Here is a 19891-nt window from a genome sequence, read left to right as displayed (position 1 = left end):
AACAAGGAGCTAGCCGGCGTCCTGCCGGCGCACCATCTCGGCGATCCAGACGGGCGCGAACGGCGACGTGCAGTTCGGCGGCGTCGGGTAGTCCTTGAGCACTTCGAGGCGCTCGCCGATGCCGATCGCCCGCGCGCGGTGCCCGGCGTGCCCGATCCCGATCTGGGCCAGGCAGCTGTTCATCGCCCACTGCAGGCGATCCGGGGCGTCCTTCAGCTCCGCCTCGATGACGTCGAGCAGCCCCTCCAGGTCGAGGCCCTCGGGCTGCTTCACCACGCGTTCGGTGGTCAGCGCCCACCCGGCGCTCGCGACCACCGGATCCGGATCGGCGGTCCAGGCCAGGCGCAGCTCTTCGGCGTGCGGGCTCTTCTTCACCACGTAGTTCACGAGCCAGTCGTGCACCTTGGGAACACGTGCCTCGCGCACCATGGCGTCCAGCTCCGCACGCTCGAACGCCTTCGGGCGGCAGATCAACGTCGCCAGCAGCCGTGCCGCGGCGTCACCCGTCCCCCAGAGCTCGCGGGCGAGTTCCTGCCGCGTTTTCAGCCGCTTCGCGAGCGCGCGCAGCTTGCCGAGGTTCACCCCGTGCTCATCGCCGTGCTTCTCGTTCACCTCGCGGATCTTCGGGTCCTCGAGCGCGGCCAGCTCGGCCAGCACCTCGGCCACCGTCGTGTCGGTCACCCGGCCTCCTTCCCGTGTGGGACCCAGCCTACGAGCCGGGCACGGGGAACCCGGTGATCAGCCAGGGGCACGGAGCGTCGTCAGGAAGTCCTGGGCGACCTGGTGGAGCTTGACGTTGCGGTGCTGGGACTGCTCGACCAGCCGGGCGAAGGCCTCGTCGCCGGTGCAGCCGTGGATGGCCATGAGCGCGCCCTTGGCCTGCTCGATCCCGGCGCGGGTGGCCATGGCCTGCTCGAGCTGCGTGATGGTGCGGCGTGCCTCGTACCAGCGGCCCGCGCAGTCGATGACGGCGGTGGCGGCCGTGGTGAACAGCCGCAGCAGCGTCTCGTCCAGCGGATCGAACGCCTTCGTGGAGCGGCTGTAGACGTTCAACGCCCCCACCAGCCGCCCCTCCCCGGGATTGCCGGGGTCGTCCAGCAGGAGCGGGACGGACACGGAGGTGCAAATCCCCACGGCGTCGGCGGCTTCGGAGAACTCCGGCCACTCGCGGCGGCGTTCGGCGATCACCGCGCGAACCGGCAGGCGATCACGGGCCGCGTCCAGGCAGGGCCCCCGATCGGCGGCGTACTGCTTGCCGTCCAGTGCGGCGATGGCCGGATCGGTGGCCGCCACGGTCCGCGGCCCCATCGAGGTGAGCGAAGTGATCGACACGGCGTCGGCCTCGACGATCAGCTGGGCCGCGAAGGAGACATTGTGCTCCAACAGCGCTTCCAGATGGCGTTCCTCGGCCAGTACGGTGCGGAGGTCCGCGATCGCCTCGTTGGCGACGTCGAGATGGTTCAGCGGGTCGGTCCCGGCGTCCATGACGCGACCTCCGCCGCGCTCAGCCGAGGTTCCGCGGCCGGCTCTCCGCCGACGGGACCTCGGGGCCTTCGGGTTCCTCGCCGCCCGAGTACAGATGCCTGTTGACCCGCCGCTTCAGGTCGTCGAAGTGCGCGAAGAGCGCGGCCAACGGCCGATCGTCGTCCCCTTCGCCGCTCTCGGCGTCGTCAGCCCCCTCGGGATGCCACGTTTGGCCGTATGTCGCGGTCATCGTCGTTCACCCCTTCTGACTCGCCCGTGCCGAACTACGGCGTACAGAGGGGTTTCCCTTTTCGGCGCCGAAGGAAACGTTCGTGGTGTGCCTCACAGTGGCGCCGGACCGGTCAGGTCAGCTGTCGTAGTACGAGGAAGGCGGCCCCGGCTGATCCCACCGGCGGGTCGGCGCCTGATCCGGCGAGGTGCCGCGGTAGCGCGTCCGCGCGCTCGCCGCCATGCTGCTCACGATCACCGCGATCGCCAGCCCGAGCACCAGGTTGATCAGCGCCGTCGCCACCTTCGCGCTGATGTTCACGGTCAGCGTCAGCGGCAGCACCACCGCGATCGCGGTCACCAGCACCATGATCCAGCCGAAGAACTGGCCCGGCGCCGGTGTCGCCACGCTCAGCAGGTGCATCAGCCCGGTGGCGAGCAGGGCGGCGATCGCGGCCACCACGGCGTAGGTGGTCGTGTTCGCGTTGCCCCAGATGCCGTCGCCCTTCGGCGCGAGCACCTCCACCGCGAAGATCCCCCTGGCGATCAGCAGCCCGACGATGGCGATCAACGCCGCCACCACCGCGGTGGCGACACCGCCCGCCCACAGCCGGGCCGCGTCCACGCCTGGCCGGTCCTGCCGGGTGTTGCGCGGGTAGTCGGACATCCGTGGTCCTTCCGTCGCGGGTCTCCCGCCCCGATTGTCGCGCGATCGGCCGTATCGTGCCCGGTATCGCGACGGCGGTGACGCAAATGCACCACGTCCGGGGGGACCTCCGGGCCCTATCAGGTCAACGGGCAACCGCGAGACGCTGAGAATTCGACACCTTCACCCCGCATTCCCTGGCGAACCATGGGCCACCCCCGCGAGCGCGCGCGGGCCGTGCCGGTCGCCTGCCGGCGTGGGCGTGCTCCACCTGGCCGGGCACACCCACGCCGGTCCCGGAAAACCGCGGCTACGCCTTCGGTGCTCAGGGAACCTGTGCGCCGGCCTTTTGCGCGTCGAAGGCGGCGAACAGCTCCACGAGCCCCTTGGGCGCGTCCGGGGCGAAGATCATTTCGAGCCCTTCGGCGGACTTCCGCGCGGACGCCGCGGAGCGGGGGAACAGCTCGGCTTCGTAAGTGCCGAGAGCGGTTTCGACGTCATCACGATGGGCGACGATCGCGAGCGCGAGTTCCGCACCGTCGAGCATGGCCAGGTTCGCCCCCTCGCCCGCGAACGGGGACATGAGGTGTGCGGCGTCGCCGAGCAATGTCACGCCGGGGACGCGGTCCCAGGAATGTCCGACGGGCAAGGCGTTGATACGGCGGGGAACGAGCGCGGTGTCGGCCTTCGCGACCATGCCACGCAGCGCGTCGTCCCATCCGTCGAGGAGCCTCAGGACGGCCGTCTTCGCGGTCGGGGTGTCGGTGAAGTCGATGGTGTCGACCCACGACTCGTCACAGCGGTAACCGAGGTAGACGTGCAGGCTGCCGTCGGGCTCCCGGTGGCCGAGGACGCCGACGTCGCCGTCGAGCGCGAAGAGCGCGCCGTCGCCCATCGCCGCCGCCTCGGCCGGGTGCTTGTCGGCGGCGTCGAAGAGGTCGGTCTCGATGAAGGAGATGCCGGTGTAGGCCGGCCGCGCCGGGGACACGAGCGGGCGCACACGCGACCAGGCGCCGTCGGCGCCGATGAGGAGATCGGTGGTGAAGGTGCCGCCGTCGGCGAGGGTGACCTCGTGCCGCCCGGGGCGGCCGTCGACGGCCCGGACGCCGGTGACCTTGCTCCCCCAGCGAACGGTGCCTTCGGGCAGCGAGTCCAGCAGCATGTCCCGCAGGACGCCGCGGTCGATTTCGGGCCGTTCGAGCTCGCCGTCGTCGGCTTCGTCCCGGAGCACGGTGCCCTGCTTGTCGAGTACGCGCATGGCTTCGCCGCCCTGGTGGTACCTCCGCAGGAACTCGTCGAACAACTCGGCCGCGCGCAGAGCTTTCTGCCCGCTGTCCTCGTGGATGTCGAGCATGCCGCCCTGGGTGCGGTCGCGCCGCCCGGCCTCGAGTTCGAAGACGGCCGGCTCGATGCCGTTGACGTGGAGGACGCGCGCGGCGGTCAGCCCGCCGAGGCCGCCCCCGATGATGGCGATCGGATAGTGGCGTGTGGTGTGCATAAGACTTGTCGGCTTTCTTTCGGTGGTGGTCGGATGGGTGGCTTCAATCGGTGGCGAGCGCGACGATTCCGGCGATCTGCGCTCTGAGGTACCAGGTCCACCGCTCGCCGGGCGTGCCGCCGAGTACCGCTTCGGCATGCTGCGCGAGCAGCGGCGCGCGATCCGCGCTCGCGGCGCGGACGGCGTCGGCGAGAGCGCGTTGCTTGGCGGAGCTGTCGGTCTCCGCGTCGGGGTCCCCGTCCTCGGGGACGGCGTGTTCGGCCGCGCTGGCGGTCGCGGTCAGCAGCAGCAGGTCGACCCCGATACCGGCCTGGCCCGGTTCGGCGCCGCCCTCGACGAGCAGGCCCATCATGCGGTCGTACAGCGTCAGCAGATGGGGGCCGGAGGGCCGGACCAGCAACGCCGAGCGGGCGAGCCCCGGCTGCCCGGCCAGGATGTCGCGATAGTCCGTGACGAGGCGTTCCAGCCGCTCCTGCCAGGTGCCCCCGGCCGGCATCCGCACGCCGGCCAGGAGTTCGTCGATGACCGCGGCGTGCAACTCCGCCGTGTTCCGGACGTAGACGTACAGCGAGGCCGGGCCGGTGTCGAGCTCCTTCGCGACCCGGCGCATCGTCGCCTTCCGCAGCCCCTCGCGGCGCATGATGCCGATCGTCGCGTCGATGATCCACTGCCGGGACAGCGGCGGTTTGGCGGGGCGCTCCCGCCTGCTTCGAGGTTCCTTCGCCGAGGTCATCCCCGCACCTGCTCCTTCCGAACGTGTTCGTAACGAACGTGTTCGTTCAATGCCAGAGTAGCCCGCCGGATGATCGCTGTCCACCCCCGCCGTCGCCGGCCACGGGATCGTCCACAGAGGACAGGGTTCGGCGGGGTGGTGGTAGCGGGATACGGCGACTGGCGGGTTGTGATTCCCGCGCGATCGACGGGAAACTGTCATGACGCGCCGGAAATCCCTTGGGGCGGAAGAACTGTCGCCTCAGCACGGCGCTCGCCGAAGAACCGGCCCGTTCGGCCCGCAGCGGTGTTCTCGTCGTTTCCCGATGCGCGAAAAAGAGAGGTGATCACCGGTGCCAGCGACGACGCTCACACGACTGGCGGCCGCGGTGGCGGTCTGCGCGGCGACCGTGTTCCTGCCGAGCGGCGCGACCGCGACGGCACCCAGCACGCCGCCACCCTGCGCGGCGGGCACCGAGGTGGCCACCGCGGACGGCCCGGTGTGCGGGGTGACCGGCAACGGCGTGACCTCGTGGCTCGGCATCCGCTACGCCGCGCCGCCGACCGGCGATCTGCGCTGGCGCGCCCCGCGTCCGGTCACCCCGTGGACGGAAACCTTCCCCGCCACCACCCCGGGCAACCTCTGCCCGCAACCCGCCCGGCAGGGACCGCAGCAGACCGACGAGGACTGCCTGACCCTCGACGTCCGCGTTCCCCGCGACGCCGGGCCCGGCCCGCTCCCGGTCATGGTGCAGATCCACGGCGGCGGCTTCCTGCTCTTCGGCCCGCACGACGGCAGCCATCTCGCGGCGGCAGGCCGGGTGATCAGCGTCGAGATCCACTACCGGCTGGGCATCATGGGCTTCTTCGCCGACGAAGCGCTCGGCCCGCACTCCGGCAACTACGCCTTCCAGGACCAGCAGGCCGCGTTGCGCTGGGTACAACGCAATATCGCCCGATTCGGCGGGGACCCGCGCAACGTGACCATCTACGGCGGGTCCGCCGGCGGGTCGAGCGTCTGCGCGCAGACGGTCTCCCCCGGCGCCCAAGGCCTGTTTCACCGGGGAATCAGCCAGAGCGGGCAATACAATTCCCTGCTCGGCCACGACACCACTTGGCAGGCGCAGGACTGCAAGGCACGGTGGCCCACCGAAACCGAGGCCCAGCGGGCCGGTGCCCGGTTCACCGCCGCGGTCGGCTGCGCCGGAGCCGCCGACGTCGCCCGCTGCCTGCGAGCGGTCCCCGTCGAGCGGTTGCTGGCACAAGCCGGCGACGGGATGAAAGCCGACAGCGGCACGATCGGCCCCGTCGTCGACGGCGTCACCATTCCCCTCTCCCCCGCCGAAGCGTTCGAGGAGGGCGAGGTCAACCCGGTGCGCCTGATGATCGGCGTCGATCGCGACGACGTGCAACTGCCGTTACCCGATACGCCCCAGCAGTACGAAGAGCTGGTCCGGCAGCAATACGGCGAGCTGGCTCCGGCCGTGTTCGCCCGCTACCCGCTCGAGCGATTCCCCGAGCCGTCGGCGTTCCTCGCCTACCGCACGATCGTGGCCGACTCGAACTCCGTCTGCCCCGCCCTGCGCACCGCCCGGCACCTGGCCCGGCAGCTGACGGTCTACGCCTACCAAGTGGACAACACGGACTCGCCGCCGGCCTGGTTCCTCGACCAGGGCAAACCCAACGGCGCCTTCCACGTTTCGGAGAACACCTTCCTCTACCCGCCCGCCAACGTCACCCTGACGCCCAACCAAGCGGCCTACGGCAGGCAGATCGTCGCCCAATGGACCGGATTCGCCCGCACCGGCAACCCCACCGTCCCCGGAACACCACGCTGGATTCCTTACACCCCAAGGGATCCAGCGGTCATGTCGCTTCAGCCCGCCGGGGACAGCGTGCTGACCCGGGAAATCGGTGAGCAGCATCAGTGCGGGTTCTGGAATTCCGTCGGCCCGTCACCCCACTGAGGTTCGGCCCGGCCCGATTGCGACAAGGGCGTCCCTGGGTGCGTTGAACGCACCGGGGGCGTCCCTCGGTGCGGTGGACGCACCCAGGGCGTCCCTCGGTTCCGGCGCGAGTCACGCCGCACAGGCCTGGAAGCCCTTGACGAGCACAGCTCCTCCGCAATAACGTTCCGATCCGGAACGGAACGTTAAATGGAAGGAACAGCTGTGCGAGCAGCGGTTGTGCAGACGTCCGGAGAGGTCCGTCTCGTCGACGTGCCGGAGCCCACGCCCGGCCCCGGACAGGTGCTCGTCGAGGTCGAAGCGATCGGCGCGGGCTACGTCGACGTCATGGTCCGCCGGGGCGAGTACCCGGGCAGTACCGGCCCGGGTTCCGTGCCCGGCGCCGAAGTCGCCGGCCGTGTCCAGGCGGTGGGACCGGGTGCGCCGGGTGACCTGGTGGGGCAGCGAGTACTGGCCATCCTCGGCGTCGGCGGCTACGCGGAGCAGGTCGTCGCCGACGCCGGCCGGGTCCTGCCCGTGCCGAGGGATGCCGACGCCGCCGAGGCCGTCGCGCTGGGCGTGAACGCGCTCGTCGCCGAGCACGCGCTGCGCCGCGCGGGGACGACGGCGGGCGAACGCGTTCTCATCCGTGGCGCGGGCGGCGGGATCGGTGTGCTGACCACCCAGATCGCCCACGCTCGCGGTGCCGAGGTCACCGCGGTCACCTCCTCCCCTGCGCGTGGTAAGCGGCTTCGGGAGCTGGGTGCCGCGCGGATCGTGGACCGGACCAGCGGCGCCGCCCCGGATCAGACGTACGACGTGGTCGTCGACACGGTCGCGGGCCCGGATACGGGCAGCTATCTGGAACTGCTGCGCGACAACGGACGCTACGTGCTGTGCGGCGCCGCCGCGGGCGCTCCCACGGAAGACGTCCTCGCCACGCTGGTACGTGATTTCCACAAGTCGCCGACGTTGCTGGCGTTCAGCCTGAACTCGGTGACCCCGGAGGAACTGAGCCGCTCCTGGCAGGAGGTCACGGCGTTGTGGCAGCAAGGCCTGCTCTCCCCCGTGCTCCACCGGAGCCTCACGCTGAGTGACGCCGAGCAGGCGCTGGAGCTGCTCGAACGCGGCGCACCGTTCGGCAAGGTGGTCATGCTGCGCCGGTAGGGTGAGCCGACCGGACCCAGCGGCAGGGAGGTGGGATGGCACGCCGACGTGACGAGCGCATCGACCACGCCGTGCTGGCCGCGGTGTCCGAGCTGCTCCGGGAGGTCGGCTACCCGGCGCTGACCATGGAGGCCATCGCCGCCCGCGCGGGCACCACCAAGCCCGCCATCCGGCGGCGCTGGAAGAGCCAGCAGCAGCTGGTCGTCGCGGCCATGGCGCGCGACCGCGCCGGCGTCGTGGAGATCGACACCGGCTGCGTGCACTGCGACATCGCCGGGCATCTGGAGGCCCTGCGCACCGGCCTGGCCGACCCCGCGCTCAGCCGCGTGCTCCCCGCCCTGCTGGCCGATCTGGCCGACGATCCCGAGCTGCGCGAGGAGTTCCTCACCGTTTTCTGGGAACCGCGCAGGCAGGCCTGCCTGGCTTCCCTGCGCGGCGCGCAGGAACGCGGCGAGCTGGAACAACTCGGCGACGCCGACCTCCTGACGGACCTGTTCGCCGCGCCCATCGTCTTCCGGGCGCTGTTCCACCACGCCGGGATGGGGCCCGACTTCGCCGAACTCGTCACCCGCGCGGTGCTCGCGGGGGTGGGCACCGCCAAGACGCCCCGCTGCACACGCGCCGCCGGACACCCATCCCGCTGACCCCGCGACGCGCGAAATCCCGGACTCACCGCGAGCACCGAAACCGGCACGGCTCGCGAGAAGCCATGCCGGATCACGGTGTTCAGCCGACCGGTTTGAGGACGAAGCCCTCCTCTTCGTCGTCGTCCCGGCGTGCCGCGGGACGGGCAGGCGGCGCGGGGCGGGCGGGTGCGGCGGGACGCTCGGGTTCCTCCTCCACCGGCGGGCGCGGCTGCTCGGTGACCCCGAGGAAATCCGCGATCGCTCCGGCGATCGCCGGGGTGCAGCCCGCCTGGACCGCCCGCATTCCCGCCTGCAGGACGTCGTCGCCCGCTTCGGCGCTCAGCTCGGCGATCCGCGCGGCCAGCCGATCCGGGCCCAGCGCGATGCCCTGATCGCCGATCTCCAGCTCGACCAGCTTGCCCTGGACGTCCACCGCCACCGAGACACCGTCGCCCGAGGCCCGGCCGCGCAGCCCGGCCATCCCCTCGGCGAGCCCGAGCCGTTCGGGAATCTCCTCGGCGAGTTCGATCAGCTCGTCGACGGTCCGCTCGTCGTGGTCCATCAGAGCCTCCAGCTGTCGGGCGTCGTGCTTTCCGCGGCCTCGGACAGCGATTCGTCGCGGGTCAGCCCGAGGCGGGCGAGCTCGTCGTCGTCCAGGCCCGCGAGCGCGCCCGACCGCACGACCCGCCGGTCGGCCTGAGCGGTGGCCTCGCGCACCAGCGCGAGGATCGTCTGGGCGAGGCCGGTTCCCCTGGCGCGCAACGCTTCCGGCGTCAGATCCAGGGATTTCAACGCGCCGCCGGGCAGGACCTCCACCGCGACACCGTCCCGCCGGGCGCTTCCGGTGACGTTCACTTCGGGTGCACCCCTCCGTAGAAGAGGTGCGCGTCGCGCGGCAGCGTGTAGGTGTGGCGCATCACCTGGTCGCTCGAGTTGCCCTCGATCGTGGTGATCTTGTTGCCGTCGACCCTCTCGATGAGGCCGATGTGCCTGCTGCCGCCCCAGCTGGGCCCGGTGCCGAACAGGATCGCGTCGCCCGGCCGCGCCTGCTTCGCCAGATCGTGCCGGTTGTAGGCCAGGTGGTGCCGCTCGCCCCACTTGTAGACGTCACCGGTGAAGCCGTACTTCGGGATGTTCACCCCGGCCTCGCGCCACATCGACGTGGCGAAGTAGGCGCACCACGGCTGCCCGGTCGGTCCCCATTTGTTCCGGTTGTTCGGGCCCTCGTGATAGCCGAGGTTCTTCCTGGCGTGCTCGAGGACCTCCTGCGCCTTCTTCGACCCGCTCGGCTTGGTGCCGCCCTTGTGCCCCGGCTTGTGGGGATGGTGTTCCTTTCCCTTGCCCGGCACCGGTTTGTGGTGCTCCTTGCCCGGGTCGGCGACGCCGTCGGAGTTCAGGTCCCGTTCCAGCGCCTTGAGCTTGCGCGCCGCCTCCTCCATCTCGTCGCGCGCGCCCTTGAGGTGTCCTGCGGACTCCTTGAGGTACTTGCCCGCGAGGTCGGTGACCTCGGCCAGCGCCCGGAGCATCGCGCCGGAGGCCCCGAAACCCGCGAGCGCCGCGCCGGCCTTGAGGTACGCCTCCGCCTTCCTGACGAACTCGTCGATCAGCGCGCTGGTCGCCCCGTGCCGTCCGGCGAGCGCCTCGGTGACCTCGGCGACGATCCGGGCGCCGCGCACACTGGCTTCCGCGGTGGTGGTGAGGTCGTCGCCGAACTTCGCCGACTTGCCCTCGAACGCGGCCGCCGCCTTGCCGTCCCAGTGGGTCAGCAGCGCCTGGGCGTCCTTCCGCTGGGCGTCGTGCTGCGCCATGATGTCGCGCGCCGCCTTCTCCAGCGCGTGCTGCGCGGCCTGCGCCTCACCCGCCTTGCCGGACAGCTTTCCCTGATGTGTCTTCATTTCGCCCGCGAGGAGGGTGGCGATCTGTCCCGTGTCCATCCGTGATTCCCCCTAGCCCAGGACGCCCGTGATGTCGGCGCGTTCGATTTCGGCCGCCAGCGCGTTGTCGCCGGCGCGGTAGCTCTTCGCGGCGTGGGACGTTTCCGAGCCCAGCACCTGCGCGTTCCGCCCGGTCGCGGCGACCTGCTTTTCCAGGGACTTGCTGAACTGTCCCAGCGCGCCGGAGAACCCGGTCTCCACGCCGACGTGGCCGAAGCTGTCCTTCGCGATCGACGTCACCGCGTGCACCGTGCGCGAACCCACCGACTTCAGCTCCGCCGCGACGTGATCGACCTTCTTCGAGTAGGCGATCAGCTGCTCCGGATCCGTCTTGTACCCACCGTGGCCCTTCCCCTTGGGCGGGTGGTGGACCGGTTTCTTGGGGTGGTGCGGCGGTTTCCCGTGGTGCTTCGAAACCCCTTCGGCGGCCTTGCGGGCCGCGGCGAGGTGTTTCTTGTACGCGCCGTTGGTGTAGGTCGACCACGGGCCGAAGTTCTTGCCGTGCCCCGCGATCGCGTAGGCGGCCTTCGCGTTCTCGTCCGGGTCGAACAGTTCGGAGTTGGAGTGCAGGTGGAACTGGTGGCGGCGGGCCGGGCCCATCGAGCCGAGCATGTTGATCTGCCACAGGCCGTAGGAGTTGTCCGGCGGTGTCCCGTTGTGCGCGTGCGCGTTCCCCCCGGACTCCGCCAGCGCCACCGCGACCGCCGTCTCCAGCGCGTGACCGCGGAAGCCCGCCTTGTAGGCGTGTTCCGCGATCTGCGTCGCTGTCAGCGTGCTCATCTCTCCCCTTTCTCGAAAACGGACCAGGTCGAAGACTCGTAGCCCTCCGACGCGCCCGAGCCGCCTGCCGTTCCGGTTTCCCCTGCCCGGTGGAGCAATTCTTCGACGCGGTTCACCAGCCAGTGCCCGTTCGCGGGAGTCACCGTCACCCAGCGGGTCCCGGCGACGTCCTGGACCGTCGCGCCGTAGCGGCCCGCGTCGGTGTCGAACCAGCTCACGACCGGCGAGCGGCCCGCGGCGCCGTTGGCCGCCAGCTGCCCCGATACGTGGCGCGGCGAATCGACCATTGTGGACAGTGCCCGCGTCGCGCGGCCGGTGATCCCGGCTCGCGCCAGCGTCCGCTCGAAGGCCGGGTATCCCTTGTCCGCGAAGGCCCGCATGGCTTCCGAGAACGTCTCCCGGGGCAGCCGGACGGGCTCACCCGGCCCGGGATTGCAGTCCCCGATCACCCCGGCGACGACGTCGACGAGTTCGTCCGGCCACATCGGCCGCAACGCCAGCTCGACGTCGTCGAGCGTCGCGAGCACACCCCGCCGCTTCCCGGCCGCTGCCAGGACCCGCAGCGATATTTCGCCGACGACGAGCGCGTCCACCGAGACGACCGGCCGGGCGAGCGACTCGAGCAACTCGTCGACGCGGGGATCCACCCGGTCGTCCTCGTCGATCAGCCCGGCTTCGGCCAGGCCGTCGAACACCTGCCCGCCCAGCACGTCGCGTTCGTCCATGGTGTAGCCGTGCGACCGCACCTCGAGCGGGTAAGGCTGCGGTCCCAGCCCGAGATCGGCCCACAGCAGGTCGTATTCGAGGTGCGACAGCACGATGCCGTTCACCGACGGCAAGGTTCTCGCCATGTCAGTTCCCCCAGTGCCGGTTCACTCGCCGAGCACCGGTGGATAGGCGGGCGGCAGATCGTCGAGGAGGTCAAGACCTCGTTGTTCGGCGTAGCGGTTGGTGTGCTCGCCGTCGTCCGAACCGCCGGGCCGCCCGGCACCCATCCCGCCCGGGTACATGCCCATCCCACCGGGCCCCGCGCCGCGCACGGCCGCCGCGCCCCCTTGCGCGGCACTCGCCGCGGCGGTCCCGAATCCGCTTCCCGACGTGCTTCCCGCTCCGAGGGCCGAGCCACTGCCTGCGCCGCTTCCGGTACCGAGACCGCCGCCAGGCACCGAACCGGTGGTGCTCCCCGATCCCGTCATCCCCACCTCGCCGCCGGGGACCGAGACCGCCGAGGCGGCCACCGTGCCGTCCGATGTGGTCCCGCGGCCGCGGTCCGTGTCCTGCTCCGCGCCCTGGGCGGAGCCACCGGGCCGTCCGGCCACCGGCTCCGGCGCGTCGGTGAAGTGCGGCAGTTTGTCGTGCACGTGCTTGCTGCCCGCCTCGTACCGCTCCATCACCCGCACGGCCTCGGCCTTCGCGTCGGACGCCTGGCGCCGGGTCGGCAGGTGATCGTCGAGCAGCTGATCCGCCAGGATCGCCGCGCTCGGCCCGTTGCCCGCCTTGATGTCGTAGCCCTCACGGAAGTGGCGGACCTCCGAGTAGTACACCGGCTCCGGCATGTGGTTGCGCGCGTCGAGCAGGGCCGAGGTGTACTGGTCGAGGCCGTCGCCGACGTGCCGCATGGTGTCGCACGCGCCCGCTCCCCATTTGGTCAGCTTCGACGCCGACTCCGCGGCCGTCACGGCGGAGCCGCCCCGCCACGACATCAACAGCTTCTGCACCGTCTGGTGCACGTTCGTGGTCACCGTGTCGACCCCGACCGCGAGCTGCGCCCAGCGGTGCGCGGCCGTCCCCATCGCGGCCGGGTCGGAGGACTGGACCATGTCCCACAGCTGCTGGTGGTCGTAGGCAGCCCAGTTGATCTTGCCGAAGCTCTTGTCCTGCTGGTTCGCCCGCCTGGCGCGGTCGAGACGGCGGACGAGGCGGCGCTGCGACGCGGTCGGCTTGTGATCCTGCGACCAGTAGCGGTGTTTGCGATGCGGGTTGTAGCGCGGGTTTTCGGTCATCGCTCAGACCCCCGCACCGGCGTCGGAACCCGGGTGGATCCTGGTGAGGCTTTCCCCCGCCTGTTCGTCGGCGCGGGCGTGGCTGGCACCCGCCTGCCGGATCGCGTCGCGCAGCGTGCCGAGTTCGTCGAGGTAGTCGCGCAAGGTGGCCTGGACTCCGGTGTCCGCCCCGCCGCGCAGGCCGAACGCCCTGCGCAGGTGCTTGGCGACCGGGCTGCCCCCGTCCCGCAGGGGCGCTTCGAGTTCCTTCGCCTGGCTGAGCAGCTCGGACAGCTCGTCGTGGTGCCGGGCCAGCGCGGCGTCCGCCGCCGCGATCTGCGCGGGATCCAGCTCGATCCGGCCGGCGTCGTCGGCGATGAGCGCCGCGTTCCCCGCCCCGCTCGGGTCGTGGACGTCCTCGGCGGACGCGACGCGATGCGGCGTCCGTGGCTGCTTGCCCAGCTGTTTCAAGAGCCGACGGGCATCGTCCTTGTCCTGCAACCGGTGCGGATCCACACCGCCCACCTCCCCGTTCCCCAATCCGGGTCGCCCGGCGGATGCGGCGCCGCCGGGTCGCGCGACAGCATATATTGGCAAAATCACACTCGCGCCGCACTAGGACGTCCCGATTTCGTTCCCGGTTCCCCACTCGGCTCCCGTTTTCCGGCATCGCTGTCGTCAGCGGCAAGTCCTCCGGAATGCGCTTCCGTCCGGTTTGTCGGCTCTGGTGAACGGTGACCGATTCCGCGCAAGTCTCAGGTCGGCGGTCTTCGCGTCGATACCGCCCACAACCGCCGTACGCGCGCGGCGAGTTCGGGGTTTCCCGTCCGGTGGGCGAAGTTCAGGATCTCGGTGCCCCTGCCCCGGCTGAGCCCGCCCCGGCGGCGGGCACGTTCGAGGTCGGCGAGATGCACGACCAGTTCGACCGAGTCGGGAGCGCACACCGCCAGCCGCGCGACGCACTGTCCGGCCAGCTCACGGTTGCCCGTCTCCCTTGCGCGCCACGCCAGGAGGAACCACGTCGCGGTCACCATGTCGTCCCGGTGGAACAAGCCTTCGGCTGCGAGATGCTCGGCCAGCCGGATACTGCGCCGCACCTCGCCGCCCGCCGCGGCGGACCGCACCGCGCGGATCAGCTCCCGCGCCTGACCGTCCACGAACGGATCCTCGGACACCCGCATCCCGGTCTCTCCTCCCCCGTCCCGGCTCCCGCTGGCCGGCACACTCCCGTTCTAGAAGAGCATCAGGAGCAACGCCAGATACCCCCAACGGAGTAGTCGATCACCTCCGGAGCAAAGCCGGACATCACCGTTGACGACCGTTCACCCAGTCAGCCGGTCACCAACAGGACAGCACGGCGGAAATCTCTTGACTGCGCAAGAGGTCCGGCTTATGGTCTAGACCACAGTCCCGCTCGCCTCGTTCCCCTCCCCACCGCCCGGCGGCCCCTGCCGCCATTTCGGCATACCCACCGGGGAACGAATCTTCCCCGAAGGAGCCGGCATGAAAATCAACCGGAAACTGGTCGCCGCACTCGCCGGCGCGGCCGTCGCCCCCGTGCTCGTCGTCGCCGGACCGGCCGGTGTCGCGAGCGCGCACGGTTATGTGAACGCGCCCGCCAGCAGGCAGGCGCAGTGCGCGCAGAACGTGGTGCCCTGTGGGTCCATCAAATACGAGCCGCAAAGCGTCGAAGGCCCCAAGGGGCTGCGCAGCTGTAACGGCGGCAACGCGGCGTTCGCCGAACTCAACGACAACAACAAGGGCTGGCGCGCGACCTCGGTGGGCCGCACGGTGAACTTCACCTGGACCTTCACCGCCCGCCACCGCACCACCAACTACGAGTACTACATCGGCGGCGACAAGGTCGCCGACGTCAGCGGCAACAACCAGCAACCGCCCGCCACCGTCACGCATTCGGTCAACCTCGGCAACCACACCGGACGCCAGACGGTGCTGGCCATCTGGAACATCGCCGATACGGGAAACGCTTTCTACGCCTGCATCGACCTCCAGGTCGGCTGAGCGGCCACCCCGATCGACCGTGCTGAAGGATGCCTTCGGTGCACCCGCCGCACCGAAGGCATCCTTCAGCGCACTGAAAGCGCCTTCAGCACCACGACTCTCCACAAAGGACCATCAGCGGCTCCGCGCGTTCCCGGAGGACCATCCGGGACAAGGGCGCCATCGCAGCGCCACCGCCGGAGCCCGCCATTCTTTTTCGCTCGACGAGGAGTGAACCCATGCCGAAAAGGCGTACGCTTTCCTTTCTGGCCGCCGCGGCGGCCGTATTCGGATTGGCCGTGGCCATTCCCGCGACCTCCGCCGCCACCACTTCCGGCGATTCCACCGCGGCCGCGTTCCCGGTCAGCGAATCGCAGTTCGATCAGATGTTCCCGAGCCGGAACGCCTTCTACACCTACCAAGGGCTCACCGCCGCGCTGAGCGCGTACCCCGCCTTCGCCAACACCGGCAGCGACACGGTCAAGAAGCAGGAGGCCGCCGCCTTCCTGGCCAATGTGAGCCATGAGACCGGCGGTCTCGTCTACATCGTCGAGCAGAACAAGGACAATTACCCGCATTACTGCGACCCGAACCAGCCGTATGGCTGTCCGGCCGGGCAAGCGGCCTACTACGGTCGCGGGCCGATCCAGCTCAGCTGGAACTTCAACTACAAGGCCGCGGGCGACGCGCTGAACATCGACCTGCTGCACGATCCGTACAAAGTGGAGAAGGACGCGGCCGTCTCCTGGAAGACCGGGCTGTGGTACTGGAACACCCAGCGGGGCCCCGGGACCATGACCCCGCACGACGCGATGGTCAACGGCCGCGGCTTCGGCGAGACCATCCGCAGTATCAACGGTTCCCTGGAATGCGACGGGAAGAATCCCGCCCAGGTGCAGAGCCGGATCGACAACTACCAGCGGTTCACCGGGATCCTCGGCGTCAGTCCCGGCGGCAACCTGAGCTGCTGACCGTTCGTCGTCCCCAGTCGTCCCCAGTCGTCCACAGTGGAGCGAGGCGGCGGGTCCGGGCGGGCCCGCCGTCTCGCCGCGCCCCGGATCTCGTTGCGTGAACCCGGTGCCGGCGTCTAGTCTCACGGGAACCCCTACCCCGGAGTTCCGATGGGCACGACCGAACTCGCTCGCCGCACCACCGCGCACGGCGGTGCGGTCCTGGCCTCGGCGCGCGACGCGGACCAGGTGGTCGAGGCGTGCACCGGGACGTTGCGGCCGCACGAGCTGCGCGTCGCCCGGGGTGGCAAGCTCTCGGCACGGCTCGCGCATGTCCCGGTCGGCGACCTGTCGGTCAACCGGCTCCGCTACGGCACCAGCGTCACGGTTTCGCCCGCGGTACCCGAAGAGGACAACTTCCTGCTGACACTGCCGGTCGCAGGCACGGCGGTGTTCCGCTACGGCGGATCGGCGGCCCCGGCGACGCCCGGGCACGGTGTCATCGTGGGCCCGTACCGCGAGTTCGAGTTCACCATCGACGCCGAATACGACCAGGTGGTCGTCCGCCTGGACCGCGGGCGGGTCGAGTCGGTCGCCGCGGCGATGACCGGCACGACCGGGCCCGTCCACTTCGACCTCGGCCTCGACGCCGCCGTCGCCCAGGTCGACGGGCTGCTGGAGACGGCGGTCGAGCTGGCCGTGTCGAGTCTGGCGGCCGCCCGGCCGCAGTTGCTCTGGCAGCTCGAACAGGTCATCATCGAATCCCTCCTGCTGAGCCAGCCGAGCAACCGCAGCCGAGCACTCGGGCCCGGTGCGGCGAAACCGCCTTCCGCGCGCGTCCGGCGGGCAATGGACTACCTGCGTGACCACCTCGCCGAGCCGGTGAGCATCGCCGCCGTCGCGGCGGAATGCGGCGTGAGCGTCCGGAGCCTGCAGGAGTCGTTCCGTCGCGACCTCGACACGACACCCGGCCAGTGGCTCAAGGCCCAACGGCTGGACCGGGCCCACGCGCTGCTCGCCGGTGGCAGTGAGCACGTCACGGTCACCGAGGTCGCGTACGCCTGTGGCTTCTTCCACCTCGGCGAGTTCGGCGCGGCGTTCAAGGCGCGTTACGGCGTCACGCCTTCGTCGCTGCTCACGCCACGACGCTGACCGGTCCGCGCGATCCCGACAACGATCGCGCGCCTTTCCGATATCGGCGACCTTCCGCGCACCGACAAACTGGCGGTCCCTTCGGTTCGGACACGGGAGACCGCCCATGAAGTTCGTTCTCGTCCACGGTGCCTGGCATTACGGTGAGTTGTGGGATCCGGTGCGCGCGCACCTCGAAGCCGCCGGGCACGAGGTCCACACGCCCACCGCGGGCGGACTCGGCGACGGCGACGACAAGCATGTCGATCTCCGGGGCGCTGCCCAGCCGATCATCGACTACGTCCGGGAACGCGACCTCACCGGCTTCGTCCTCATTGGACACAGCTGGGGCGGCTACCTGATCTCCCGCGTCGCGATCGAACTGCCCGAACGCGTCCGGCGCCTCGTCTACTTCGCGGCTTTCGTTCCCGAGCACGGCAAAGCGCTCGTCGACGAGCTTCCTCCGCATCTGCGGGGCGCGCTCCGGGCCAGCGCCGGCGAACGGGGCGATGGTTCGGTGGTCCTCCCGTTCCCTGTCTGGCGCGACGGTTTCTTCAACGACGGCACCGCCGAGCACGCCCGGGCCGTGTACGACCGCCTGCGGCCGCAACCGTACGGAACGTTCATCGATCCGGCGGACATGACCGGCTGGGACAAGGTACCGCCGGCCTTCAGCTACCTCGCCCCCTACGAGGACAACGACATCACCCAGGGCGAATGGGGCCGTCATCCCCGGCTGTCGAACCGGCTCGGGGTCTTCCGCCTGGTCGGCATGCCCGGCGGGCACGAGGTACTTCTGACCGACCCCGAGCTCACCGCCCGGAAGTTCGTCGAGGCCGGCCGCGACTGAGCCGGCCCGAGGTTTCATGAAAGTGAGGAATTCCCCATGCGCACCAGCGCCGATTATCTGTCCACATTAGACGACGGCCGGGTGGTCGTCGTCGACGGCGAACCCGTGAAAGACGTCGCCGCCCACCCCGCGTTCGCCCCGATCGCGAGTGCCATCGGACGCCTCTTCGATCTCGCCGCCGACGACACCAACGCCATGCAGGCGATCGACCCCGCGACGGGTGCGCACGTGAACCGGCTCTTCCTCCCGCCGCGCGGTCCCGAGGAACTCACCGCGTACCGGCAGGCGGTCGGAGTCTGGGCCGGCGAAACCCACGGCTGGGTCGGCCGCTCGCCGGACCACGTCGGCGCCTTCGTCGCGGCGTTCTCCGCGCACCCGGAGGCGTTCAGCGAGGAACGCCGCCTCCGTGCCAACGTCGCCGCCTTCCACCGCCGGGTCGTCGAGAACGATCTGTACCTCTCGTACGCGATCATCCCGCCGCAGGTTTCCCGTGCCACCACCGCCCACGCCTGGGAAGGCGACCTCGTCCAGGTCGGGGTCAAGGAGGAGCGCGAGGACGGCATCGTGGTCCGCGGCGCCCAGATGCTCGCCACCGGCGGAGCCGTGGCCGACGAGATTCTCGTCTCCTGCATCAAGCCGCTCCAGGAGGAGGACGCGGTCTTCGCCAACTCCTTCACCGTTCCGGTCAACGCGCCGGGTCTCACGCTCTACTGCCGCCGCCCCTACGCGCCGGGCGCGACCAGCGAGTTCGACTATCCGCTCACCAGCCGGTTCGACGAGACCGACGCGCTGCTCGTCTTCGACGACGTCTTCATCCCGTGGAAGGACGTCTTCGTCTACTCCGACGTCGCGGGTCTGCGCCGCCAGTTCTTCGACACCGGCGCGCACGTGCTGGGCAACTGGCAGGCCCAGATCCGCCTGGCCACCAAGCTGCGGTTCCTGGCGGGGCTGGCCAGGAAGGTCGCCGCGGTGAACGGCGTCGACCGGTTCCCCGCCGTCGTGGAGAAACTCGGCGAACTCGCGTCCCTGGTGTCCATTGTGGAGTCCGGCGTCCTCGCGGCCGAGCAGACCGCCGCGCCCGACGCGCAGGGGTTGTGGCGCCCCGGCGCCCAGTCGCTCTACGGCGCGATGGGCCTGCAGTCCGAGGTCCATCCGCGGGTGATCGCGATCCTGCGTGAACTCGTCGGCGGCGGTGTCCTCCAGGTCCCGTCGAGCAGCGCCGAGCTGGCCGGGGAGAAGACCCGCGCGGACATGGAGCTGTACGTCAGCAGCCCCGGCGTCTCGGCCGAGGAACGCATCAAGCTCTTCAAACTGGTGTGGGACGCCGTGGGCAGCGAGTTCGCGGGCAGGCACCAGCAGTACGAGCTCTTCTACGCGGGCGCACCCTTCGTCGTGAAGGGATACGCGTACCGCAACTACGACTTCGGCTCGGCACTCGAGTCGGTGGAAACCTTCCTGGCGTCCTACGAGGTGAAGCGATGAAACCCGAGTTCGAGTTCTTTCCGGTCACCGACGTCCCGTTCACCGTGTGCGCGGGCGACGACCCGCTCATCACCGAGCGGATTCTCTCCAGCGACCCGGAAACCGGGGTGGCGACAAGGATCCTGCGCTACGCCCCCGGTGCCGACTCCACCCCGCTCGGCGTGCAGCGGCACGACTTCTGGGAGGAGGTGTACATCCTCGAAGGGTCCTTTGTGGACATAACGCTGGGCCGGAAGTTCTCCGCGGGCGAGTACGCCTGCCGCCCGCCGGGCATGCCGCACGGACCGTGGCGGACCGACGAAGGCGTGCTGACCTTCGAAGTCCGCTACCCGGCGGGCGGCCACCCGTGAGCACTCCCGTCGAGCCGCTGGTGATGCGGCAGGTGATGGGCCGCTTCGCCACCGGCGTGGGGGGGGGGGGGGGGGGGGCGCCGCGGCCCCCCCCCCCCCCTGAGAACCCACGACACACACACGCCCGCAGCCACCCAGACACAGC

At 70.4% G+C, this 19891-nt stretch carries 23 protein-coding genes; 9 read left to right on the top strand and 14 right to left on the bottom strand.

All coding sequences use genetic code 11. The annotated features are described in order from the left end of the window. Positions 1-9 precede the first annotated feature (9 nt). The 6 genes from ACFWX1_RS23430 to ACFWX1_RS23405 form a co-directional block, all read right to left on the bottom strand. Positions 10-681 (bottom strand): DNA alkylation repair protein, encoded by a 672-nt coding sequence (locus ACFWX1_RS23430; RefSeq protein ID WP_378390591.1) that lies wholly within the window; start codon positions 679-681, stop codon positions 10-12. Between the two features lie 57 nt (positions 682-738). Next, positions 739-1485, bottom strand: coding sequence for an ANTAR domain-containing response regulator (locus ACFWX1_RS23425; RefSeq protein ID WP_378390589.1), 747 nt, complete (start codon positions 1483-1485; stop codon positions 739-741). Between the two features lie 19 nt (positions 1486-1504). Beyond that, on the bottom strand, positions 1505-1714 hold the full coding sequence (locus tag ACFWX1_RS23420) for a hypothetical protein (RefSeq protein ID WP_378390587.1): 210 nt from the start codon (positions 1712-1714) through the stop codon (positions 1505-1507). Between the two features lie 117 nt (positions 1715-1831). Next, positions 1832-2359 (bottom strand): DUF6069 family protein, encoded by a 528-nt coding sequence (locus ACFWX1_RS23415; protein WP_378390585.1) that lies wholly within the window; start codon positions 2357-2359, stop codon positions 1832-1834. 304 nt (positions 2360-2663) lie between these two features. After that, positions 2664-3836 (bottom strand): FAD-dependent oxidoreductase, encoded by a 1173-nt coding sequence (locus tag ACFWX1_RS23410; RefSeq protein WP_378390583.1) that lies wholly within the window; start codon positions 3834-3836, stop codon positions 2664-2666. Between the two features lie 43 nt (positions 3837-3879). Continuing rightward, the gene (locus ACFWX1_RS23405) at positions 3880-4569 is read right to left on the bottom strand and encodes a TetR/AcrR family transcriptional regulator (RefSeq protein ID WP_378390581.1); all 690 of its coding nucleotides are present in this window, start codon (positions 4567-4569) and stop codon (positions 3880-3882) included. A gap of 331 nt (positions 4570-4900) precedes the next feature. Between ACFWX1_RS23405 and ACFWX1_RS23400 the strand changes: the two genes are divergently transcribed. The 3 genes from ACFWX1_RS23400 (at position 4901) to ACFWX1_RS23390 (ending at position 8304) form a co-directional block, all read left to right on the top strand. Next, complete coding sequence (locus tag ACFWX1_RS23400) at positions 4901-6514, top strand: carboxylesterase/lipase family protein (RefSeq protein ID WP_378390579.1); 1614 nt, start codon at positions 4901-4903, stop codon at positions 6512-6514. A 204-nt stretch (positions 6515-6718) separates the two neighbouring features. Next, positions 6719-7660, top strand: a complete 942-nt coding sequence (locus ACFWX1_RS23395; RefSeq protein ID WP_378390577.1) for a zinc-binding alcohol dehydrogenase family protein — start codon at positions 6719-6721, stop codon at positions 7658-7660. 35 nt (positions 7661-7695) lie between these two features. Next, the gene (locus ACFWX1_RS23390; RefSeq protein WP_378390575.1) at positions 7696-8304 is read left to right on the top strand and encodes a TetR/AcrR family transcriptional regulator; all 609 of its coding nucleotides are present in this window, start codon (positions 7696-7698) and stop codon (positions 8302-8304) included. An 82-nt stretch (positions 8305-8386) separates the two neighbouring features. On the opposite strand, the gene ACFWX1_RS23385 is transcribed toward ACFWX1_RS23390, so the two are convergent. From ACFWX1_RS23385 to ACFWX1_RS23350, 8 genes are all read right to left on the bottom strand, one after another. Next, positions 8387-8848: a hypothetical protein gene (locus tag ACFWX1_RS23385; RefSeq protein ID WP_378390573.1), complete on the bottom strand. Its 462-nt coding sequence runs from the start codon at positions 8846-8848 to the stop codon at positions 8387-8389. After that, positions 8848-9141: a YbaB/EbfC family DNA-binding protein gene (locus tag ACFWX1_RS23380; RefSeq protein WP_378390571.1), complete on the bottom strand. Its 294-nt coding sequence runs from the start codon at positions 9139-9141 to the stop codon at positions 8848-8850. Before ACFWX1_RS23380 ends, ACFWX1_RS23385 begins: the two co-directional genes overlap by 1 nt. Then, a complete protein-coding gene (locus ACFWX1_RS23375) occupies positions 9138-10220 on the bottom strand; it encodes a CHAP domain-containing protein (RefSeq protein WP_378390569.1) in 1083 nt (360 codons plus the stop codon). The genes ACFWX1_RS23380 and ACFWX1_RS23375 overlap by 4 nt, the downstream gene beginning before the upstream one ends. A gap of 12 nt (positions 10221-10232) precedes the next feature. Then, on the bottom strand, positions 10233-11000 hold the full coding sequence (locus ACFWX1_RS23370; RefSeq protein ID WP_378390567.1) for a transglycosylase SLT domain-containing protein: 768 nt from the start codon (positions 10998-11000) through the stop codon (positions 10233-10235). Continuing rightward, positions 10997-11851 carry an ESX secretion-associated protein EspG gene (locus tag ACFWX1_RS23365; RefSeq protein WP_378390565.1) on the bottom strand — a complete coding sequence of 285 codons (855 nt, stop codon included), beginning with the start codon at positions 11849-11851 and terminating at the stop codon, positions 10997-10999. The genes ACFWX1_RS23370 and ACFWX1_RS23365 overlap by 4 nt, the downstream gene beginning before the upstream one ends. Positions 11852-11872: 21 nt before the next feature. Beyond that, complete coding sequence (locus ACFWX1_RS23360) at positions 11873-13003, bottom strand: WXG100 family type VII secretion target (protein WP_378390563.1); 1131 nt, start codon at positions 13001-13003, stop codon at positions 11873-11875. Positions 13004-13006: 3 nt separating this feature from the next. Further along, on the bottom strand, positions 13007-13498 hold the full coding sequence (locus ACFWX1_RS23355; RefSeq protein ID WP_378390561.1) for a hypothetical protein: 492 nt from the start codon (positions 13496-13498) through the stop codon (positions 13007-13009). Positions 13499-13737: 239 nt separating this feature from the next. Beyond that, positions 13738-14163, bottom strand: a complete 426-nt coding sequence (locus ACFWX1_RS23350; protein WP_378390559.1) for a hypothetical protein — start codon at positions 14161-14163, stop codon at positions 13738-13740. A gap of 322 nt (positions 14164-14485) precedes the next feature. Between ACFWX1_RS23350 and ACFWX1_RS23345 the strand changes: the two genes are divergently transcribed. The 6 genes from ACFWX1_RS23345 (at position 14486) to ACFWX1_RS23320 (ending at position 19746) form a co-directional block, all read left to right on the top strand. Beyond that, positions 14486-15004: a lytic polysaccharide monooxygenase auxiliary activity family 9 protein gene (locus tag ACFWX1_RS23345; RefSeq protein WP_378390557.1), complete on the top strand. Its 519-nt coding sequence runs from the start codon at positions 14486-14488 to the stop codon at positions 15002-15004. A gap of 218 nt (positions 15005-15222) precedes the next feature. After that, the gene (locus tag ACFWX1_RS23340) at positions 15223-15954 is read left to right on the top strand and encodes a chitinase (RefSeq protein WP_378390555.1); all 732 of its coding nucleotides are present in this window, start codon (positions 15223-15225) and stop codon (positions 15952-15954) included. A gap of 150 nt (positions 15955-16104) precedes the next feature. Then, complete coding sequence (locus ACFWX1_RS23335) at positions 16105-17085, top strand: helix-turn-helix domain-containing protein (protein ID WP_378390553.1); 981 nt, start codon at positions 16105-16107, stop codon at positions 17083-17085. 106 nt (positions 17086-17191) lie between these two features. After that, positions 17192-17914 carry an alpha/beta fold hydrolase gene (locus tag ACFWX1_RS23330; RefSeq protein ID WP_378390551.1) on the top strand — a complete coding sequence of 241 codons (723 nt, stop codon included), beginning with the start codon at positions 17192-17194 and terminating at the stop codon, positions 17912-17914. A 36-nt stretch (positions 17915-17950) separates the two neighbouring features. Then, positions 17951-19396 carry a 4-hydroxyphenylacetate 3-hydroxylase family protein gene (locus tag ACFWX1_RS23325; protein WP_378390549.1) on the top strand — a complete coding sequence of 482 codons (1446 nt, stop codon included), beginning with the start codon at positions 17951-17953 and terminating at the stop codon, positions 19394-19396. After that, on the top strand, positions 19393-19746 hold the full coding sequence (locus ACFWX1_RS23320) for a cupin domain-containing protein (protein ID WP_378390547.1): 354 nt from the start codon (positions 19393-19395) through the stop codon (positions 19744-19746). The genes ACFWX1_RS23325 and ACFWX1_RS23320 overlap by 4 nt, the downstream gene beginning before the upstream one ends. The last annotated feature ends 145 nt before the right edge of the window (positions 19747-19891 follow it).

Origin of the sequence: Amycolatopsis sp. NPDC059021, assembly GCF_042739895.1 — a bacterium.
GTDB lineage: Bacteria > Actinomycetota > Actinomycetes > Mycobacteriales > Pseudonocardiaceae > Amycolatopsis.
The sequence above is the reverse complement of the archived record's forward strand: the minus strand, read 5'-3'. Positions and strand labels throughout refer to the sequence as shown.